This is a genomic window from Actinophytocola sp., assembly GCF_045807065.1.
Taxonomy (GTDB): Bacteria; Actinomycetota; Actinomycetes; order Mycobacteriales; family Pseudonocardiaceae; genus Actinophytocola.
In genome coordinates, this window is record NZ_JBJMIE010000557.1 from 1 (window position 1) to 18,782 (window position 18,782).

An 18,782-nucleotide genomic window follows, 5' to 3' on the forward strand; every position below is an offset into this window, starting at 1 on the left:
CCAGCCTGGCACTGGTGGCAACCGTCCCCTTGACCGTGAGTGTGTATACGGGAAAGCTGTGCGCCGCAGTGTCAGCCACACGGGTGAGATTGCTACAGAACTGTGCGATTGGCTCGACGGCGACTTGGGAGTGAGTCCTCCAGTGGCAAGGGACAGTGCGTTGGCCGGTGACGGCGCTACCGACAGCGCCGTGCGGCGTGCCGACGCCGCTATTCGCGCCGAACAGGCGGGTCGGCCTGGTAAGCGCAGGCGCTTCCGGCTGAGTGAGTGGCGCCTGCCGACCAAGCTGATGGTCGTGCTGCTGGTGCCGACGCTCGCGGCGCTCGCGTTCGCCGGTCTGCGTGTCTTCACGCAGATCAGGCAGGCGAACGACCTCGACTACCTGCTCGAACAGGTTGACCTCCACGCGAAGGTCTACGCGACGGTCAACGAGCTCGAGAAGGAAGGTGTGCTCGCGGCGCGGTACGCCAGCGACAAGAGCACCGGTCAGAACGAGCTCGGCCAGCAGCAGCGGGCGACCGACGACGCCATCAACGGGCTGCGCGCGTCCGCCGCCTCGTTCTACGAGGACTCGGATCCCGGTGTGAAGGAGGGCTACGAGCGCCTCTTCTACCGGCTCGAGGGCGAGGGCTTCAGCGCCATGCGCCAGGTCGGGAGCGACGCGAGGTTCAAGTTCGACGGCTTCAACGTCGCCAACCTCTATACCGACGCCATCAACACCCTCCTGCAGGTCAGCGGCCTCGCCAGGTCCGACGTCGGTAGTGGCGCGCTGACCTCGCGCCTGAACGCGCTCAGCGCGATCGCGACCGCGAAGGCGCAGGTCGCCGAGCAGGTCATGATCATGTCCGCGGTGGCGTCGCAGGGCGGCATCCGGGACAACGAGCTCAACGAGCTCCAGGCGGCCGCCGCCCGGCAGGACTCCGCGGTCGCGACGTTCAACGCGATCGCCAACCCGGCCGAGAGCCAGCGGTTCAACGACACGCTGGTCGGTCCGGCGATCGACGCGCTGGCCCGCAGCCGCCAGCTGATCGTGGTCCGCGGCGACGCCGACCTGAACCTCGGCGTGACCCCGGACAACGACGTCGTGCAGCCCGGTAACTCGGTGCTCACCCTGTTCCGCGAGATCGAGCAGGGCGAGCTCTCCGACCTGCGCGACCAGATCTCCAACCTGCGCAACGACCAGCAGCAGGCGACGCTGCGCGACGCGGCCATCGTCCTCGCGGTGCTGCTGCTCGCCGTCCTCCTGGCCCTCCTGGTGGCGCGGTCGCTGCTCAAGCCGCTGCGCGTGCTGCGCTCCAACGCGCTGGACGTCGCGTACTCGCGACTGCCGCAGACGGTCCGCCGAATCCTGGCCGACCCGGACCCGGTCGCCGCGTCCAAGAACGCGGTCGAGCCGGTGCCGGTGTTCACCAGGGAGGAGACCGGCCAGCTGGCCCGCTCGTTCGACGCGGTGCAGGAGCAGGCGGTCCTGATGGCGACCGAGCAGGCGCTCCTGCGCGACAACATCAACTCGATCTTCGTCAACCTGTCCCGCCGGTCGCAGGCGCTGGTCGAACGCCAGCTGTCCCTGATCGACCGCCTGGAGCAGGACGAGCAGGACCCGGACCAGCTGGCCTCGCTGTTCGAGCTGGACCACCTCGCCACCCGGATGCGGCGGAACTCGGAAAGCCTCCTGGTGCTCTCGGGCACCGGCCTGTCGCGGCAGCTGTCGCGTCCGGTGCCCGCGTCCGACGTGGTCGGTGCCGCGGTGTCCGAGGTGGAGCACTACGCGCGCATCGAGGTCGCCTCGGCGCCGGACGTCGCGGTCCAGGGCCGCGCGGTGTCCGACCTCGTGCACGTGATCGCGGAGCTGCTCGACAACGCGACCTTCTTCTCCCCCGCGGACAAGAAGGTGATCGTGCGGATGGCGATGACCCGCAAGAAGGAGCTCGCCATCCAGATCACCGACCAGGGTGTCGGCATGTCCGAAGAGGAGATCGCGGCGACCAACGCCCGCCTCGCGGACCCGCCGGACCTGGACGTCGCGGTGACGAGGCGAATGGGTCTCTACGTGGTCGCGCGCCTGGCCAAGCGGCACAACGTCACCGTGCGGCTGCGCGACAACGAGGACATCGAGGGTGGCCTGATCGCCCGCATCAACGTGCCGGCCGACCTGGTCCAGCCGCTCAGCGCCACGTCGAGGAACCTGGGCGCGCCGACGACGACCGGTCCGACCACGTTCGGCGGCGGCCTCGCCGAGCAGTCCAACACGGACTCGAAGCTGAACGTGCCGATGGGCAACACCGGGCCGAACGTCAGCACGCCGGCCCGCAACAGCGGTATCGCGGGTGCCTTCACCGGCGGCATGCCGAGGGTGCGCCCGGACAGCGGCCAGATGGGCCTGCCGGCACCGCACGAGACCTCGCAGGACCGCACGCCCGCCGAGGTCGCGAGCTACCCGCCGTTCCAGCCGAGCGGCTACGACCCCGGCCACGGCACGCAGTCCAACGGCGTGCCCGCCCAGCCGGCGCCACCCCAGCTCGAGCAGAACGGTCGTGGCGACCAGCACCAGCCGCCCATCGGCGACACCGGCACCGCGCTGTTCGGCGCGCCGCTGCCGACCCCGCCGAGCGAATACGACCAGCCGACCGGCTACACCCCGTACGCCGGCTCCACGTCATCAGCTGCTGGGGAGGCAGAGCTGAACGTCGACGCGCCAACCGAGCGGCTGCCCATCTACGAGGCGGTGCTGTCGCAGTGGTTCGAGACGGCGGACACCGGCTCGGCGCAGCGGGTCGAGGCCGCCCCGGCTGAGACGGGCGCGAACGGCAGCGGTCACAATGGCGGTCACAATGGCACCGGAACCGCAAACGGAACCGGCAGCAGCCCCAGTAACGGCAATGTCAACAGCAATGTCGCAGGAACCGGCAACGGACACGTCGCCGCCCCGGCCGAGCAGGTCGAGGCGCCGCCCGTACCCGAGCCGACACCGTGGACCTCACCGGGTGACGACGGGTGGCTCGCCGCCCGCGCGCTGCTGGAGGAGAAGACTCCGGACACGACCACCAACGCCGGCCTGCCGAAGCGCGTCCCGAAGGCACACCTCGTGCCCGGGTCGGCCGCGCCGAGGCACGAGGCGAAGGAACCGCGTCCCGGTGACACCGGGCCGTCGGCACCGCAGCTTCCGCCACGCTCGGCGGACGCGGTCCGAGGTCGCATGTCAAGCTTCCAGCAGGGCGTACGGCGAGGCCGCCATGCGCTCATCGACGCATACGCTGGTGACCAGCCCGGTTCGGAGCACAGTCGTACAGACGAGGAGCAGGAGTGACGACCGCGTCCGCACAGCAGCCCGGTAGCTTCGGGTGGCTAATCACTGATTTCGTCCGTCAGGTTCCTGGCGTGGCGCACGCCGTCGTCGTGTCGGCGGACGGCCTGCTGCTGGCCGGCTCCCAAGGCCTGCCGAGGGACCGCGCCGAGCAGCTCTCCGCCGTCTCGTCCGGTCTCGTCAGCCTCACCCAGGGCGCCGCGAGGTGCTTCGAGGCGGGCGGGGTCAACCAGACGGTGGTCGAGATGGACCGGGGCTACCTGTTCCTGATGTCCATCTCCGACGGCTCGTGCCTGGCGGTGCTCGCCGCGCCGAACTGCGACATCGGCCTGGTGGCGTACGAGATGACGCTGCTGGTCGAGCGGGTCGGCCAGCAGATGACCCCGGAGCTGCGAGCACAGCTTCAGGGCGCTCAGCGTAGGTGAGAGCCATGCCGGAGAAAGGTTGGGAGGACCTCCCCGAGCACGACGTCGGCGAAGCACCGAACCGGTTCGACGTCGACGGTTTCCGGGCCAGGCTGTTCGGTGGCCCCGGAGCGACGCTGTACGGGGACTCCGGAGGCATACCCGCGCAGTCGAACTGGGACTCCAAGGAGATTCCCACGGTCGGCCGGGACGGGATCTCTGACAGCGGAGTACGGCACAGCGGGGCACACAGCGGTGTCTACAACAGCGGTGCCTGGCGGTCCGATGAGCTCCTCGGCGCGGAGTCGATCCGCGGTGGCGGCGGTGGCGGCGCCCAGGAAACCGGATCCCTCGTCCGGCCGTACACCAGGACAGGTGGTCGGACACGTTCCGACTATGATCTTGCGATCGAGGCGCTGGTGTCCACCAGCGAGAGGGGGAAGGCCCCGGACGCGGCGGTGCTCCCGGAGCACCGTTCCATCTGTGGTCTGTGCCTGGACACCAGGTCCGTCGCGGAGGTCGCCGCACATCTGCGGCTACCGCTCGGTGTGGCCAGGGTACTGATTGGAGACATGGCCGGTATGGGACTGGTCCTGATCCATCAGAGCGGCATGGTCGTCGGCGACCGGCCGTCGATCGAATTCATGGAAAGGGTGCTCAGTGGTCTCCGCAGGCTCTAGTCCCCTCGGCCCGCGCGGCGCGTCCTCACCTCAGCCGACCACCTCGGCGAAGATCGTGGTCGCCGGCGGGTTCGGGGTCGGCAAAACGACTCTGGTGGGTTCGGTGTCGGAAATCGTGCCGCTCACCACAGAAGCCGTGATGACCGAGGCCAGCGTGGACGTGGACGACCTGTCGAACACCCCGAACAAGGTCACCACCACGGTCGCGATGGACTTCGGACGCGTGTCGCTCGACAGCGACCTGATCCTGTACCTGTTCGGTACACCGGGTCAGCACCGGTTCTGGTTCATGTGGGACGACCTCGTGCGCGGCGCCATCGGCGCGGTCGTGCTGGTCGACACCCGCCGCCTGGCCGACGCGTTCGCCTCGATCGACTTCTTCGAGGACCGCGGGCTGCCGTACGTGGTCGCGATCAACTGCTTCGACCGGGTGCTCCACCACCGGGTGGACGACGTCCGCGACGCGCTCACCGTCGACCAGGCGGTCCCGATCGTCACCTGTGACGCGCGCGACCGCGAGTCGACGAAGGAAACGCTCATCACGCTGGTCGAGCACGCGATGCACCAGCGCATGAGCGCCCGCGCGGGCTGAGGTCCGGACTTCCCCAAGCAGAAGCTCTACGCCGGTCGGCACGTTCTCCACTCACGAGGATCGTGCCGACCGGCGTAGAGCTTGTTGTGCTGTTCTCCCTCCAGCGGCGGGCTCCGCCGCCGGTGACGCCTACGCGTTCACGGTCATCGGTGACCCGCGGTAACGTGAAAAGTCATCGTATTGATGTCCGTACAGCAAAAGGCGCGTTGAACCGGTCGCGCCTGGAAGTTCCGGCGCAGGTTGCCCGCGGTAAGGCTGTACCACTAGAATCCGCATCGCGCTCGGCACATAGGTTTGCTGGGTTATCGGAAAATTGCCGAATCCAGAACTCGTGGCGCATGAGAGGATTTAATGAGTAGGCCTTTTTATGGCATTTCCACCGCGCGTCGCTTAAGGCTCAACCGGCTCTTTCGCAACAATCCGCAACGAACGATGGTCGTGCCGCTCGACCATTCGTTGACGGTCGGGCCCATTCCCGGCGGCGGCTCGGCACTGAACGCGCTGGTCGGCCAGCTCGCCGTCAACGGCGCCGACGCCGTGGTGCTGCACAAGGGAAACATCCGCTTCGTCGACCCGGCGTGGTTCAAGCAGCTCTCGCTCATCGTCCACCTGAGCGCGAGCACCGTGCACGCGACCGACCCCGACGGCAAGGTGTTGGTCGGCACGGTGGAGGAGGCGCTCCGGCTCGGGGCCGACGCGGTCAGCGTGCACGTGAACCTCGGCTCGCGCGAGGAAGCGCGGCAGATCGCGGACCTCGCCGCCGTCGCCGAGTCCTGTGACCGGTGGAACGTCCCGGTGCTGGCGATGGTGTACCCGCGCGGCCCGAAGGTCGCCCACCCCCAGGATCCCGAGCTCGTCGCGCACGCCATCACCCTGGCGGCGGAGCTGGGGGCCGACCTGGTCAAGACTTATTTCGTCGGTTCTGTCTCGAAGATGCTCGAGATCACCGCCGCGGCACCGGTGCCGGTGCTGGCCGCGGGCGGCCCGCGTGCGGGTGACGAGGAAGCGCTCATGGACTTCGTCGACGCCGTGCTGCTGGGCGGCGCCGCCGGCCTCGCGGTGGGGCGCAACATCTTCGAGGACCTGGACCCGGGCGGGCTCACCCGCCGGCTCGCCGAGCGGGTGCACGGGGACCTCGTGCCGCCCGCGCCCGCCGAGTTCCGGCCCTGGCCCGTCGAGGCCATCCCCATGCATTGCGAGGCGCTCGCCACGTCGGGTGAGCGAAGAGAGGGAGCACCACTGTGAAGCTCACTTGGATCGACATCCGCGCGACCGGTGCCAAGGCGGCCATCCTGGAGGAGGCGCTGCACCAGCGGGTGGACGGGATAGTTTCCGATACCGTCGCCGATTTCGAGGGGCTGCCGCCAACCGTCAAGAAAATTTTGTTCCCGCAGGGGAAGAATCTGCCGGAGGACCTCGGCGCGACCGACATCGTCATCGCCGTCCCCGCCGAGCACGGGCAACCGGAGCAGCTGGCGGAGCACCACCTCGGTGTGGAATTCGGCCGTTATGTCGAAATCGCGGACCCGGCCACCCTGGAAGAAGCGTGCCAGTCGGCGCGGAACTACCCGTGGAGCCTGCTGTACTTCCGCGACCCCACGAAGATCCCGCTGGAAATCGTCATCGCCGCCGCGGCGAACGCCACCGGCAGCCTGATCACCACCGCGCAGGACGTGGCGGAGGCGAAGATCATCTTCGGTGTCCTCGAGCACGGGTCCGACGGGGTCCTGCTCGCCCCGGCCGCCGTGGGTGACGCCACGGCGCTGAAGGCCGCCTCGGTGGTGGAGAGCCCGGAGCTGGAGCTGGTCGAGCTGACCGTCACGGCGACGACCCACGTCGGCATGGGGGAGCGCGCGTGCGTCGACACGTGCACCCACTTCCGCGAGGACGAGGGCATCCTCGTCGGCTCGCACTCCAAGGGCATGGTCCTGTGCGTCAGCGAGACCCACCCGCTGCCGTACATGCCCACCCGGCCGTTCCGGGTCAACGCCGGCGCCATCCACTCCTACACCCTCAGTGAGAACGAGCGGACCAACTACCTCAGCGAGCTGAAGTCGGGCAGCAAGGTGACCGCGGTCGACGTGAAGGGCAGGACCCGCGTCGTCACCGTGGGCCGGGTCAAGATCGAGAGCCGGCCGCTCATCTCCGTCGACGCGCAGGCACCCAACGGGCAGGCCGTCAACCTGATCCTCCAGGACGACTGGCACGTGCGGGTCTTCGGCGCCGGCGGCGCCGTGCTCAACAGCACCGAGCTCAAGCCGGGCGACATCATCCTCGGCCACCTGCCCTCGGCGGACCGGCACGTGGGATACCCGATCAACGAGTTCTGCCTGGAGAAATAGGTCCGATGTTAGGGTGACGGTCGTGTCACGTAGCGTGGAGAACACGACCGTCGCCGTCATCGGTGCGGGCATCGTCGGCCTGACCCTCGCGACCGCGCTCCGCGAGGTCGGCATCGACTGCGCGGTCTACGAGAAGACGGCGGCCTTCGGTGCCGTCGGCGCGGGTATCCAGCTCGCCCCCAACGCCGGGCGCCTGCTGCACCGGCTCGGCATGGGCGACGCCCTCGCGGAGGTGGCGGTGCGGTCCCGCGCCATCGAGGTGCGCGGCGGGCTCACCGGTGAGGTCCTCGGACGTGTCCCCCTCGACGACTGCGAGAGCCGGTACGGCGTGCCGTACTACCTGCTCGCCCGGCCGGACCTGCACGCGGTGCTGGCCGGCGCGGTGCCGGCGGAGGTCGTGCGGTTCGGCAAGGCCGCCCGCGCCTACGAGGAGACGGCCGACGGTGTCGAGGTCGAGTTCACCGACGGGACCTCGGTGCGGGCGGACGTCGTCGTCGGCGCCGACGGCATCCGGTCGGTGGTCCGGGCCGGTCGCGTGCGTGACGAGCCGGTCTACTCAGGGTTGGCCGTCTACCGCGGCATGGTGCCGACCGACCGCCTGCCGGCGTTCTTCGGCGAGCACCGGTCCGTGGTGTGGACCGGACCGGGGATGCACTTCGTGCACTACCCCGTCGCGGCCGGCCGGCTGGTCAACTTCGTCGCGACCGTGCCGGCCGAGCAGTGGCACCAGGAGTCGTGGACCGAGCCGGGCGAGGTGCGTGACGTGCTCCGGGCCTTCGCCGGCTGGGACGAGGGCATCCACACGCTCGTCCGGGCCGCGGACGAGGTCACCCTGTGGGCCCTGCACACCAGGAACGCGGACCTGCGGTGGAGCACCGGCCGCACGACGCTGGCGGGAGACGCCGCGCACCCGATGCTCCCGTTCATGGCACAGGGCGCCAACCAGGGCATCGAGGACGCCGTGACCCTCGCGTCGGCACTCGCCCGCGGCGCTACCTCGGACGTCCCCGCGGCGCTGAGGACCTACGAGGAGGCCAGGCGACCGAGGACGCTGGCGGTCCAGCGGATGTCGACGGCCGCGGGCAGCAGCTACCACGAGGAGTCCGGCCCACAGGAGGGCGGCGCCACGCCCGTCGACTCCCTGCGGGCGGTGGCGGAGCTCTTCGACCACGACATCGAGCTGGTGGGCTGAGCTCCTGAGCGCGGCGGAACGTCACGCGGTCCGCGGCAGCCGGGGAAACCGCACCGGGGGCACCCGCGTCAGCCGGACGCCGAACTCGTCGCGGTAGCAGTCGAGGACCTCGTCGTCGTCGAGCAGCCGCTCCTCGCGGCCGCTCGCCGAGACGTCGATGAGCCGGTGGCCGGCCAGGGTCCGCCTGCCGCCCGGCACGGCCCGGCTGCACACCAGCGACTGGGTGAACCGCGAGTGCGGCGAGTTGTACTGCCACCACGCCATGGCGGCGAAGTCCGCCAGCTCGCGGGGCCGCGTCTCCAGCGTGTACAGCGACTCCGCGCCGGAGCACACGTGCACGTCGCCGTGTTTGGCCAGGCGCAGCCCGTGACCGCCGGCCGGCGTCGTCACGCCCGGCTCCCACGGGACGAACGCCACGGTCGCGTTGGCGAAGCCGACGTCGACGAGAGTCGGGGTGCGCGTGCGGACGAGCAGCGCGAGATGACCGAACGGCGGACCGAACTCGCCCCCGGCGCGCGGAATCCGGCCCGCGAGTAGATCGACCTCGAAGCCGACGGCGCGGAGCAGCAGTGCGAAGGCCCCGTTCAGCTCATAGCAGATCCCTCCGCGCCGCCGGTGGACGATCTTGTCCAGCAATTCGTTCGCCGAAAGGGATACCTGCTCACCGAGGTGGGCACCGAGATTTTCAAATGGTACCGATTCCAGGTGTCGCGACGTCAGCTCGACCAGTGTCGGAGTAGTGGGTTCGACCGGGTGGCGTACACCGATTCGTTCGAGATAGCGCTGGACCAGTTCTGGTCTCACCTCGCGAGATCTTGGCCCAAGAACCCATAGACCGCAACGGTCCTTATCGGACCATAGTGGAGTAATCCTCATTGGACACGATGTGGTCAGGCAAGTTTTGCATCGCAAGGGGAACTGGACACGGTAGGTATGCTTCCGGGCGGCGGTAAGCGTTGCCCACGAACGCGCACGGCCGGAACCGGGCTCGGCGCAGCGTCCTCCCGTCCGGCGTTTTCGCCGAATCGCCTGGCGCGCCCCTGTTTTGGTGCTGGTGTCGCTTTCCGCCGCGCTCGACAGCCACAATTTGAAAGAGGTTCATCATGGCGGAATCGGTTCTGGACCTACCACTGAACGCGGTGCGCGATGCGGACGAGTTCGTGCGTGCGGCCATGGAATGGCACTTCAATCCGGACACCGGATCGCCGTTCTGGCTGGAGAGAGCGGCTTCGCTCGACTTCGACCCGCGCACGGACGTGAAGAGCCACGACGACCTGGCGCTGTTTCCCAATGTAGTCAACGAACTTCGCAACGTGCCCGTCGAGGCCCTCATCCCGCGCGGCTACGGCGAACGACCGCCGATCGTCGGCGCCTACGAGAGCGGTGGTACGACGGGCGCGCCGAAGCGCGTGGTCATCCTGCGCGACTGGTGGGACCAGGTGCTCGCCGAAGTCGACAGACGTCTCGACCTGATCGGGTTTCCGCGCGGGGTGAACTGGCTGTCCATGACCCCGAGCGGGCCGCACGTCATCGGCGAGACGATGGTGCGGCTCGCGCGTGACCGCGGCGGTGTCGCGTTCTTCGTCGACCTGGATCCGCGCTGGGTCAAGAAACTACTCGCCGACGGCCGGACCGGCGACGTGGACGCGTACACCGAGCACCTGTTCGAGCAGGCGCGTTTCCTGTTGCGGACACAGCGGATCGGCGTCCTGATGATCACCGGGCCGATGCTGGCGCGACTCGGCCAGCACGAGGACCTGGTCGAGTTGGTCAACGAGAAGGTGGACACCATCCTGTGGGGCGGCGCCCACCTCGACGCCGACACCCGCGACCTGCTGCGCACCGAGGTGTTCCCCGGGGTGAACATCCGCGCCGGCCTCGGGAGCACGATGATCGGCGGCGGTCCGGTCATCGAACGCCCCGGCACGGCGGAGATGCCGGTCCTCGACCCGCTCTCCCCGGCGATCACGTTCACCGTCATCGATCCCGCGACCGGGCAGCGGGTCGCGTACGGCGAACGCGGCCGGGTCGTGATGAACCACGTCAGCAGGAGCATGCTGCTGCCGAACAACCTCGAACGCGACCTCGCCATCCGCGTCGAACCCCTGCCGGGCATGGTGGGTGACGCGATCGCGGAGGTCTACCCGGTCCAGGTGTTCGAGGACGAGACCGTCATCGAGGGCGTCTACTGATGATCGCCCTGGACGCCCTGGGTCCCGGCGGCGCCTACCGCACCCGCAACCGGCTGCCGGTCACGGACGTGGCCGGTACTCCGCTCGCGGAGCTGAGCCTGGTGCCGCTGCTGTACATCCTGCGCACCATGCCCGCCCTGCGCAGGGCCCGGCCGCTGCCGGTGGACGCACGCAGGTCCGCCCTCGCCGACGCGGGCGAGCTGTTCGCCCGCGGCGAGGTCGACGGCATGACCGTCGCCGACTACCGGCACACCGTCAGCCGCATGTCCGGCACACCGATGCCGGTCGTGCGGGCCGCCGTCGACCAGATCGCACAGTTCGCCGCCGGTGCCCACGACCGCGGCCTGCAGTCCGCACGTCCCGTCGGCGCCGGCCAGGACTGGCGCGACCAGCGGACCCGGCAGGGCGCCGCGGTGTGGATCCGGCGCGGCGAGGTCTTCGCGGTGCACGCCGCCGGCAACCACCCCGCGGTGCACTCCGGCTGGTTGGAGGCACTGGCCGCCGGCTACCGGGTCGCCGTGCGGCCGTCCCGGCGGGAGCCGCTCACCCCGTACCGGCTGGTGTCCGCGTTGCGCGCGTGCGGGTTCGGCGACGACCAGGTCGTGCTCCTGCCCACCGGCCACGACACCGCCGACGACATCCTGCGCCGCGCCGACCTCGGCATGGTCTACGGCGGTCAGGACGTCATCGACAAGTACGCGGACGTACCCTCGGTCCTGCCGAACGGACCCGGCCGGTCCAAGATCCTCATCACCGCGGACAGCGACTGGCGCGACCACGTCGACCTGCTCGTCGACTCGGTGAGCGCGCAGGGCGGCACGGCCTGCGTGAACACCACCGCGGTGTTCGTCGAGGGCGATCCGGCCCCGGTCGCCGCCGCCATCGCCGAGCGGCTCGCCACGATCCCCGGCCTGCCGCCGGAGGACGAGAAGGCGGTCCTGCCCGTGTACCCGGTGGCGACGGCGAAGGGCATCGAGAGCTACCTGCTGGCCAGGACGTCCGGGGCGACGGCGCACCTCGGCGGTGACGGCGTGGTCGAGGAGCTCGGCAGCGGCGGTGCCGTGCTGCGGCCGGCCGTCTTCGAACTGGCCGACCCGCACGCCGCGCAGGCCCGGATCGAGCTGGGCTTCCCGTGCGTGTGGGTGGCGCCCTGGACGCGGGCGGCGGGCATCGCACCGCTGCGGGACACGCTCGTGCTGACGGCGGTCACCACGGACGAGTCGCTCCTCGACGACCTGCTCGCCGAACCGTCCATCCGGAACCTCTACATCGGCGACCACCCGACGTACTGGATGGCCCCGGGCGTCCCGCACGACGGCTACCTCGGCGAGTTCCTGATGCGGAGCAAGGGGGTGATCCGCGACTGAGGCCGGTCAGTCGGCGAGCAGCCGAGCGGCCAGGTGGGCCAGCTCGGTCCGGTTCGTCACACCGAGCTTGGCGTACACATGGGACAGGTGCGTCTTCACCGTGCCGCGGCTCATGAACAGCCGTGCGCCGATGTCCGGGTTGGACAGCCCGTCCGCCGCCAGCCGCACGACGCTCTGCTCGGCCGGGGTCAGGCTCGCCCACCCGCTCGCCGGCCGGCCCCGCCTGCCGCGGGAGCGCCGGGCGTAGTCGACCGCCGCCCGCACGTCGGTCACCGCGCGCAGCCGGTCGTCCCCGGTCAGGTCCGCGAGTGCGGACAGGCTGTCCACACAGGACAACCACAGCCCGTGGTCGGCGCGGATCGCCAGCGCCTCGTGGTGCAGCTCGACGGCCCGCGCCGGGTCGAGGAAGGCCGACTCCGCCAGCGCGTCCGCCACGACCCGCGGCATGCCGATCCGCCGCGCCATGTCCAGTGCCCGGTCACACGCCGCCCGCGCCGCCTCGACCTCGCCACGCGCCCGCAGCGCCGCGGCCAGGCCGGTCAGCGTCTGCGGCGTCAGGTACACGTCGGCGTCGCCGTCCAACCAGGACGACTCGCGGGTGAACCACTCGACCGCCTCGTCCGGCGACCCCGACAGCAACCGCAGCTGCCCCATCGCCCGGGCCAGCCCCGGCACGAACGGGGCGTGCTCGGCGTCCGACACGAGCCGGACCACCGGCTCCAGCGCGGCGGCCGCGGCGTCGAGCCGGCCGCCGGCCATCTCCACGGTCGCCAGCACGGCCGTCGCCGAGCCGATGCGGTGGTAGTCCGCGAGCGGCCGGGCCATCCGCACCCCCTCCTCGGCCAGCGCGCGGGCGCCCTCGACGTCACCCGTGTAGAGGGCACCGCACGCCAGGAACCCCAGCGCCGTCGACGCGACGCCCCGGTCGTGCCGTCGGGACAGCCCCGCGACCGCCGCCCGCAACAGCGGCGTCGCCTCGTCGTGCTCGTCCCGCAGGTGCCGGATGATCCCCAGCAACGCGACCGCGCCGTCGACGACGAAGCCGGCGCCACCCGCACGGGCCTCGGTGGCCAGCGCCCAGGCCGTGTCGAAGTCCCGGTAGAACAGCCCGACCGCGCTCAGCAGCCGGGCGAGGCTCGCGGTCGCGGTGTCGCCGGCCTCGGTCGCGATCTCGTACGCCGCCTGCGCGGCGTCGTACTCCAGGCCGATCGGCTGTGCGGTGTCGGCGACCAGCGCGAGGCCGGCCAGCAGCCGCGCCTGCAACGCGTCCCGCGCGTCCGGTCGCGCGTCGACAGCCCTGCGGAGCAGCGCCAACCCCTCGAGGCCGTGCCGGTTGAGGTGCCACAGCCAGGGCAGCCCGGCCGCGAGCCGCCGGGCCGGGCCGGGATCCGCCTGTCCCAGACCCCACTCCAATGCGGCCCGCAGGTTCTCCTGCTCGGTCTCGACGGCCGCGCGCCAGGCGTCCTTGTCCTCCTCCAGCAGCGGCGCGAGGTCCTCGACCACCCGGAGCATCGCGGCGAGGTGCCGTTCCCGGACGGCGTCCTCCTCACCGGCGGCGCCGAGCCGCGCGACGGCGTACTGCCGGATCGTCTCCAGCATCCGGTACCGCGTGACGGCGTCCCGGGTGTCGGCGATGACCAGTGACTTGTCGACCAGGCGCGCCAGGCCGTCCAGCACGTCGCCGCCGCGGACGGCCGCAGCGGAGGCGCGGGTGAACCCGCCGGCGAACACCCCGAGCCGCCGGAACAGCACCCGGTCGGCGTCGTCGAGCAGGTCGTGGCTCCAGGCCATCGACGCCGCGAGCGTGGCCTGCCGGGCCGCCACCCCGCGCGGCCCGCGGACCAGCAACGCGAACCGGTCGTCGAGGCCACGCAGGATCTCCGGCACGGACAGGGTGCTCGACCAGGCCGCCGCCAGCTCGATGGCCAGCGGGATCCCGTCGAGGCGGGCACAGGCCGTGCGCATCGCCGCGGACTCCTCGGCGTTCGCCCGCTCCCTGAACAACGTCACGGCATCCGCACCGGACAGCGGCGGCACCCGCCACACGACCTCGCCGGGCACCCCCAGCGGCTCCCGGCTGGTGGCCAGCACCGTCACCCCGGCCCGCGCCAGCGCGACGGCCACGTCCGCGGCCGCGCCGAGCACGTGCTCGCAGTTGTCCAGGCACACCAGCCGCACACCCGACTCCGCGACCTGCCGGGACAGCGACCCCGGCACGAGCAGCACACCGACGGCCTCGGCGACGACCTCGGGCACGGTGGCCGGATCGCTCGTGCCGGCCAGGTCGACCCAGCGGACGCCGTCCTGCCCACTGGCGGCGGCGATGGCCAACCGCGTCTTCCCACACCCGCCGGGCCCGGCGACGGTCACCACCGGTGCCGTGCGGAGCGCGTCGGCCAGCGCCGCCAGCTCCGCGGTGCGGCCGACGAAGGTGGTCAGCGGGACGGGTAGGTCGTACTGGGGGGACATCGCCGGCCAGTCTGCCACCCGTGGCATCGGCCAGGCCCGGGTTCGGCATTGGCCAGGTGGCCGATCTTCCGGGCCCGCTCCGCCAGCAGAGTTGAGGTCGACAACGGAACACCAACGAGGAGTGCACCGAGATGAGCAAGGTCATCGCCAACATGTCCATGTCGCTGGACGGGTACATCGCCGACACCGCCGACGGCATCGACCAGCTGTTCGGGTGGATGGGCAACGGCGAGGTCGAGGTGCCGACGGCCGTCGAGTGGGCGACCTTCCGGATGTCCCCGGCGAGTGCCGAGTACATGCGCGAGGCGTTGAGCGGCGCGGGCGCGTTGATCACGGGCCGCCACCTGTTCGACATCACCCAGGGCTGGGGCGGCACACACCCCGTCGGCGTCCCGGTCGTCGTGGTCACCCACAACCCGCCGGCCGACTGGCCGCACACCGAGACGTTCACGTTCGTGGACAGCGTCGACGAGGCCGTGCGCGTCGCCCGCGACCTCGCCGGCGACAGGAACGTCGTGGTCGCGAGCGCCAAGATCGCCCAGCAGTGCCTGGACGCCGGCCTGCTGGACGGCATCAACGTCGACCTGGTGCCGGTACTGCTCGGCGAGGGCGTCCGCTGGTTCGAGAACCTGTCGAAGGCCCCGGTCCAGCTGAGCGACCCGACGGTCGTCGAGGGCAACCACGTCACGCACCTGGCCTACGAGGTCGTCCGGAAGGCGTGAGGTTCGCGGCGGGGCCCGGTGCTCACCCGGCCGGGCCCTGGGCCTTGCGCGCGTAGTAGGCCATCGACCGGGTCGCCTCCCTGGCGCCGGCGAGGTCACCGCGCGCCAGCGCCCGCAGCGCGTCCGCGGCCAGGCTGATCCCCATCAACGCGTCGAGGGCCCGTTCGTGCTCGTCATCCGTACGGGTGAGATCGAGACGCGCCAACATGGCACGCACACCCACGTCGATGATGTTGGCCCGCTCCACCAGCTCCAGAGACATGCCGCGACGGTGCGCCCGATTTCTCGAGACCCGCTCGAACCCCGCTCAGCTCTCCACCAGCGACGCGGACGTGATCCGGTGGAGCGGGTACTGGCGAACGGCACCCTGCGTGACGTCCCGGCCCTCGAGGATCCCCCCGCCGACCCGGAACGGGTCCACCACCCGCTGGCTGGCCACGCCGCGCGAGTCGACGAAGTCGATCCACACCTGGCTGTTCTGCTCGATCGCCTCCCGCAGCAACGCGAGTGTCGCCGCGGTGTCCGTCGCGCCGGTGCCGCCGGTCATGGAGACCGTTCGGCCGCGCCGCGTGCCGGCCGCCATGTCGCCGGCACGCAGCTGCTCGACCATCGCCAGTGCCCGCTCCGGTGGCACCGAACCCGCGACCACCCGCCGCTGGCGGGCCGGCGCCTGCAACCGCAGACCGGAGGGCCGCAGGTCGAGCACCTGCCCGTTGGCGTCCTCCGCCGCCGGCGCGAAGCCGGCCCCGCGCAGCTCCTCCAGCACGTCGTTCAGCGGCACCGGGCTGACCAGCACCGTCGGCGCGATCCGGCGCAGCTCCAGCCGCCCGGCCGCGGGGTGCGCCGCCACCTCGGCGAGCAGCACCGGGTCGTCGCACCGCAGGAACGACGCGGCCGTGCCACCGCGCAGGCGGCCGTGGCGGCGCGCCACGTCGTCGATGAGGTAGCTCAGGCCCTGCGGCACCGGCGTCCTCGAACGCGTCCGGAACAGGTCGTGCAGCTCCTCGGCGGTCCGGCCGGCGTCCAGCGCACGCCGCACCGACGCCTCCGTCACCCGGTACACCGTCGCGCTGCCCGCCGACTCCACGTCCGCCACGGCCGCGACGTCCGCCGCGAGGCCCGGCTCCAGCGGGCCCGGCGCCACCACGGTCAGGTCCGCCTGCACCAGCACGTGGTCCAGCGGCTCGGGCATCGAGTCGGCCATCCGCTTGGCGGCCGCGGCCGGGCCGCCCGACGTGTCGCTCTCGAGCAGCGCCCGGCCCGCGCCGGTCAACGCGCCCAGCGCGACCAGGCCCAGCGCGGTCGCCTCGGCCAGGGTCCACCGGACGATCTCGTCCCGCAGCCGCCCACCCCGCCGCGGCGCCCGCCACGCCAGCACGGACGCGAGGTCGTCGGGGGAGGACACCCCGGTGCCGGCCCGCAGCTCGGCCAGTGCCGACAGGATCCGGCGTCGCTCGGCCGGCGCGGGTGGCCGGCGCAGGTCGTCCGACAGCGGCGCGAGCACCTTGTCCTTCGCGTCCCGCATGCCGGCGAGCCCGGGCAGCCGCGGCAGGTCGAGCCACGCGGCCGCCAGCGTCGCCCACTGGTGGGGCGGCGTCGCCACCAGCCACGGGTCGACGAGCGTCGTGGGCATCCACTCCGGTGTCGTGGCGGCCGCGCTGTCGGCGATCATGCCGGCGCCGAACAGCGTCTCCAGGACCAGTGTCGCACCGCGCTCGTCGGTGTCCAGCTCCCGCGCGAGCCTGCGCAGGTCCCGCACGCCAAGCCCGCCGGCCTTCAGCACCGGCGCCGACTCCTCCGACCACAGCTTGACGACCGTCTCCGCGCGGCGCAGGAACTCCAGGGCCTCGCCCGCACCCGTGGCGTCCACCATGGCCGCCTTGTGCTGCCTGGTGTTCAGCACCGGCTCGTCCAGTTTGACCATGCCGAGTGGACTGTCGCCGCGGATGGCGAGCGCCACCTGGCGCGGCAGCTCGACCGTCTCCGCGTCGCGGCGCAGCAGCAGGCCCATGGCGAGCAGCCGCTGCACGGGCGTGCGGGCCTGGTCGAGCGGCACCAGGACGTCCGCGTCCTTCGTGCGGCCGAGGGGGGAGCCGTGCGCGAGCGTGTTGAGCATGCGCCGCTCGGCCTCGGACAGCTCCGCGAGCAGCGTGGACACGTCCACTCCGTCCAGTCCGGACGAGGGCCGGCCCAGCCCCGCGGGGAACAGGCCGCCGGCCTCACGCGCGGCCGGCACCACGGAGATCTCGCCCGAGCCGTCGGTGGGGCCCCAGGCCAGCGCCAGCCGCACGAGCGTGTCCAGTCCGTCGCGCACTCGAGCCTCGGTCGCGTCAGGACCGACGATCTCCACCACCCGGGCAACCGGTACGGGTGCCTTGTCCGCGTCGGCGACGACCAGCGCGTCGAGCACCGCGAGCGTGAACGTGTCGAGGCCCTCCGCGGCCCTGGTCACCGAAGCCCTGGTCGCGGCGCGCGCGGCCAGCACGGTCGTGTCGGCGGGCGGTGGCGTGGCCAGGTCTGGACGCGCTGTGAGAAGGGCGGCCAGCGTCTGGTCGTCCTGAGCACGCAGCCACTCGATGAGGGTCGAACCGGGCACCCCTACCACGTTATACGCGTGTCGGCGGTAACCTCTGCTCACCCGAGTTGAAGGAGGATCCGTGGCCAAGAAGGGCGACGACGGTCGCATCGACCCGTACTGGCCCGGGGAGGACGACAACGGCCACCACCCGGTCAGCGAGCTCGCCGCCGACCGCCAGGGCGCGCTGTCCCCGTACGGCGATCTGGTCTTCCCCCTCGAGTCCGTGCCGTACGAGCACCCGGTCACCGAGATCAACAAGTAGGTCGAGCCACATGCCGGTTCCAGGTCCTGGCTACTCCATCACCGTCCGCGTCGAGGCGCCGCCGTCGGCCAGCGCGGCGGGCGACCTGACCGGCGCGGCCGGCCGGGCCGGCGCGGTGATCACCGCCTTCGACGTCGTCGAGTCGCACACCGACCGCGTCGTCGTCGACATCACCGCCAACGCGCACTCGGCCGCGCACGCGAAGGACATCACCGCGGCGCTCGAGGAGCTGCCGGGGGTGGCGGTCCGCAAGGTGTCGGACCGGACGTTCCTCATCCACCTCGGCGGCAAGATCGAGGTCAGCCCGAAGGTCCAGCTCCGCAACCGCGACGACCTGTCCCGCGCGTACACCCCCGGCGTCGCCCGCATCTGCCAGGCCATCGCCGAGACCCCGGACGACGCGCGGCGCCTGACCATCAAGCGCAACACGGTCGCGGTCGTCACGGACGGCTCGGCCGTGCTGGGCCTCGGCAACATCGGCCCGTCCGCCGCGCTGCCGGTGATGGAGGGCAAGGCGGCGCTGTTCAAGAAGTTCGCCGGCGTGGACGCGTGGCCGATCTGCCTGGACACACAGGACACCGAGGAGATCATCCGCACGGTGCAGCTGGTCGCGCCCGTCTACGGCGGCATCAACCTCGAGGACATCGCCGCGCCGCGGTGCTTCGAGATCGAGGCCCG

General features: G+C 71.4%; 15 protein-coding genes and 1 pseudogene. 12 read left to right on the forward strand and 4 right to left on the reverse strand.

The window, feature by feature from the left end:
• Positions 1-142: 142 nt before the first annotated feature.
• The 7 genes from ACJ73U_RS32565 to ACJ73U_RS32595 all read left to right on the forward strand — a co-directional run bounded on the left by ACJ73U_RS32565 (position 143) and on the right by ACJ73U_RS32595 (position 8,514).
• Positions 143-3,307 (forward strand): nitrate- and nitrite sensing domain-containing protein, encoded by a 3,165-nt coding sequence (locus ACJ73U_RS32565; protein WP_407781576.1) that lies wholly within the window; start codon positions 143-145, stop codon positions 3,305-3,307.
• Positions 3,304-3,729, forward strand: coding sequence for a roadblock/LC7 domain-containing protein (locus tag ACJ73U_RS32570; RefSeq protein WP_133907638.1), 426 nt, complete (start codon positions 3,304-3,306; stop codon positions 3,727-3,729). The genes ACJ73U_RS32565 and ACJ73U_RS32570 overlap by 4 nt, the downstream gene beginning before the upstream one ends.
• A gap of 5 nt (positions 3,730-3,734) precedes the next feature.
• Positions 3,735-4,388 carry a DUF742 domain-containing protein gene (locus ACJ73U_RS32575; RefSeq protein WP_407781577.1) on the forward strand — a complete coding sequence of 218 codons (654 nt, stop codon included), beginning with the start codon at positions 3,735-3,737 and terminating at the stop codon, positions 4,386-4,388.
• Positions 4,369-4,980, forward strand: coding sequence for a GTP-binding protein (locus ACJ73U_RS32580; protein WP_407781578.1), 612 nt, complete (start codon positions 4,369-4,371; stop codon positions 4,978-4,980). Before ACJ73U_RS32575 ends, ACJ73U_RS32580 begins: the two co-directional genes overlap by 20 nt.
• A gap of 351 nt (positions 4,981-5,331) precedes the next feature.
• On the forward strand, positions 5,332-6,225 hold the full coding sequence (locus ACJ73U_RS32585) for a 2-amino-3,7-dideoxy-D-threo-hept-6-ulosonate synthase (protein WP_407781579.1): 894 nt from the start codon (positions 5,332-5,334) through the stop codon (positions 6,223-6,225).
• Positions 6,222-7,322 (forward strand): 3-dehydroquinate synthase II family protein, encoded by a 1,101-nt coding sequence (locus ACJ73U_RS32590; protein WP_407781580.1) that lies wholly within the window; start codon positions 6,222-6,224, stop codon positions 7,320-7,322. The genes ACJ73U_RS32585 and ACJ73U_RS32590 overlap by 4 nt, the downstream gene beginning before the upstream one ends.
• Before the next feature lie 22 nt (positions 7,323-7,344).
• Positions 7,345-8,514 (forward strand): FAD-dependent monooxygenase, encoded by a 1,170-nt coding sequence (locus ACJ73U_RS32595; RefSeq protein ID WP_407781581.1) that lies wholly within the window; start codon positions 7,345-7,347, stop codon positions 8,512-8,514.
• A 21-nt stretch (positions 8,515-8,535) separates the two neighbouring features.
• On the opposite strand, the gene ACJ73U_RS32600 is transcribed toward ACJ73U_RS32595, so the two are convergent.
• On the reverse strand, positions 8,536-9,390 hold the full coding sequence (locus ACJ73U_RS32600; protein ID WP_407781582.1) for an arylamine N-acetyltransferase family protein: 855 nt from the start codon (positions 9,388-9,390) through the stop codon (positions 8,536-8,538).
• A 227-nt stretch (positions 9,391-9,617) separates the two neighbouring features.
• On the opposite strand from ACJ73U_RS32600, the gene ACJ73U_RS32605 reads away from it, so the two are divergent.
• Positions 9,618-10,706, forward strand: coding sequence for a phenazine antibiotic biosynthesis protein (locus ACJ73U_RS32605; RefSeq protein WP_407781583.1), 1,089 nt, complete (start codon positions 9,618-9,620; stop codon positions 10,704-10,706).
• Positions 10,706-12,073, forward strand: coding sequence for an aldehyde dehydrogenase family protein (locus ACJ73U_RS32610; RefSeq protein WP_407781584.1), 1,368 nt, complete (start codon positions 10,706-10,708; stop codon positions 12,071-12,073). The genes ACJ73U_RS32605 and ACJ73U_RS32610 overlap by 1 nt, the downstream gene beginning before the upstream one ends.
• Before the next feature lie 6 nt (positions 12,074-12,079).
• Here the strand turns inward: ACJ73U_RS32610 and ACJ73U_RS32615 are convergent, their stop codons facing one another.
• On the reverse strand, positions 12,080-14,542 hold the full coding sequence (locus tag ACJ73U_RS32615; protein WP_407781585.1) for a LuxR C-terminal-related transcriptional regulator: 2,463 nt from the start codon (positions 14,540-14,542) through the stop codon (positions 12,080-12,082).
• Between the two features lie 131 nt (positions 14,543-14,673).
• On the opposite strand from ACJ73U_RS32615, the gene ACJ73U_RS32620 reads away from it, so the two are divergent.
• Complete coding sequence (locus ACJ73U_RS32620) at positions 14,674-15,264, forward strand: dihydrofolate reductase family protein (RefSeq protein WP_407781586.1); 591 nt, start codon at positions 14,674-14,676, stop codon at positions 15,262-15,264.
• A 22-nt stretch (positions 15,265-15,286) separates the two neighbouring features.
• Here the strand turns inward: ACJ73U_RS32620 and ACJ73U_RS32625 are convergent, their stop codons facing one another.
• A complete protein-coding gene (locus ACJ73U_RS32625) occupies positions 15,287-15,526 on the reverse strand; it encodes a hypothetical protein (protein ID WP_407781587.1) in 240 nt (79 codons plus the stop codon).
• Between the two features lie 45 nt (positions 15,527-15,571).
• On the reverse strand, positions 15,572-17,860 hold the full coding sequence (locus tag ACJ73U_RS32630; protein ID WP_407781588.1) for a helicase-associated domain-containing protein: 2,289 nt from the start codon (positions 17,858-17,860) through the stop codon (positions 15,572-15,574).
• A gap of 61 nt (positions 17,861-17,921) precedes the next feature.
• Between ACJ73U_RS32630 and ACJ73U_RS32635 the strand changes: the two genes are divergently transcribed.
• Together ACJ73U_RS32635 and ACJ73U_RS32640 are read left to right on the forward strand one after the other, a co-directional pair.
• Positions 17,922-18,104 (forward strand): hypothetical protein, encoded by a 183-nt coding sequence (locus ACJ73U_RS32635; protein ID WP_407781589.1) that lies wholly within the window; start codon positions 17,922-17,924, stop codon positions 18,102-18,104.
• Between the two features lie 10 nt (positions 18,105-18,114).
• Positions 18,115-18,782 (forward strand): annotated as a pseudogene (locus ACJ73U_RS32640) (NAD-dependent malic enzyme); the annotation flags it as partial.

Excerpts from the sequence above, each read along its gene's own strand:
- ACJ73U_RS32575 (WP_407781577.1), top strand. The coding sequence starts at position 3,735 with ATGCCGGAGAAAGGTTGGGAGGACCTCCCCGAGCACGACGTCGGCGAA.
- ACJ73U_RS32585 (WP_407781579.1), top strand. The coding sequence starts at position 5,332 with ATGAGTAGGCCTTTTTATGGCATTTCCACCGCGCGTCGCTTAAGGCTC.
- ACJ73U_RS32600 (WP_407781582.1), bottom strand. The coding sequence starts at position 9,390 with ATGAGGATTACTCCACTATGGTCCGATAAGGACCGTTGCGGTCTATGG.
- ACJ73U_RS32605 (WP_407781583.1), top strand. The coding sequence starts at position 9,618 with ATGGCGGAATCGGTTCTGGACCTACCACTGAACGCGGTGCGCGATGCG.
- ACJ73U_RS32610 (WP_407781584.1), top strand. The coding sequence starts at position 10,706 with ATGATCGCCCTGGACGCCCTGGGTCCCGGCGGCGCCTACCGCACCCGC.
- ACJ73U_RS32615 (WP_407781585.1), bottom strand. The coding sequence starts at position 14,542 with ATGTCCCCCCAGTACGACCTACCCGTCCCGCTGACCACCTTCGTCGGC.
- ACJ73U_RS32620 (WP_407781586.1), top strand. The coding sequence starts at position 14,674 with ATGAGCAAGGTCATCGCCAACATGTCCATGTCGCTGGACGGGTACATC.
- ACJ73U_RS32625 (WP_407781587.1), bottom strand. The coding sequence starts at position 15,526 with ATGTCTCTGGAGCTGGTGGAGCGGGCCAACATCATCGACGTGGGTGTG.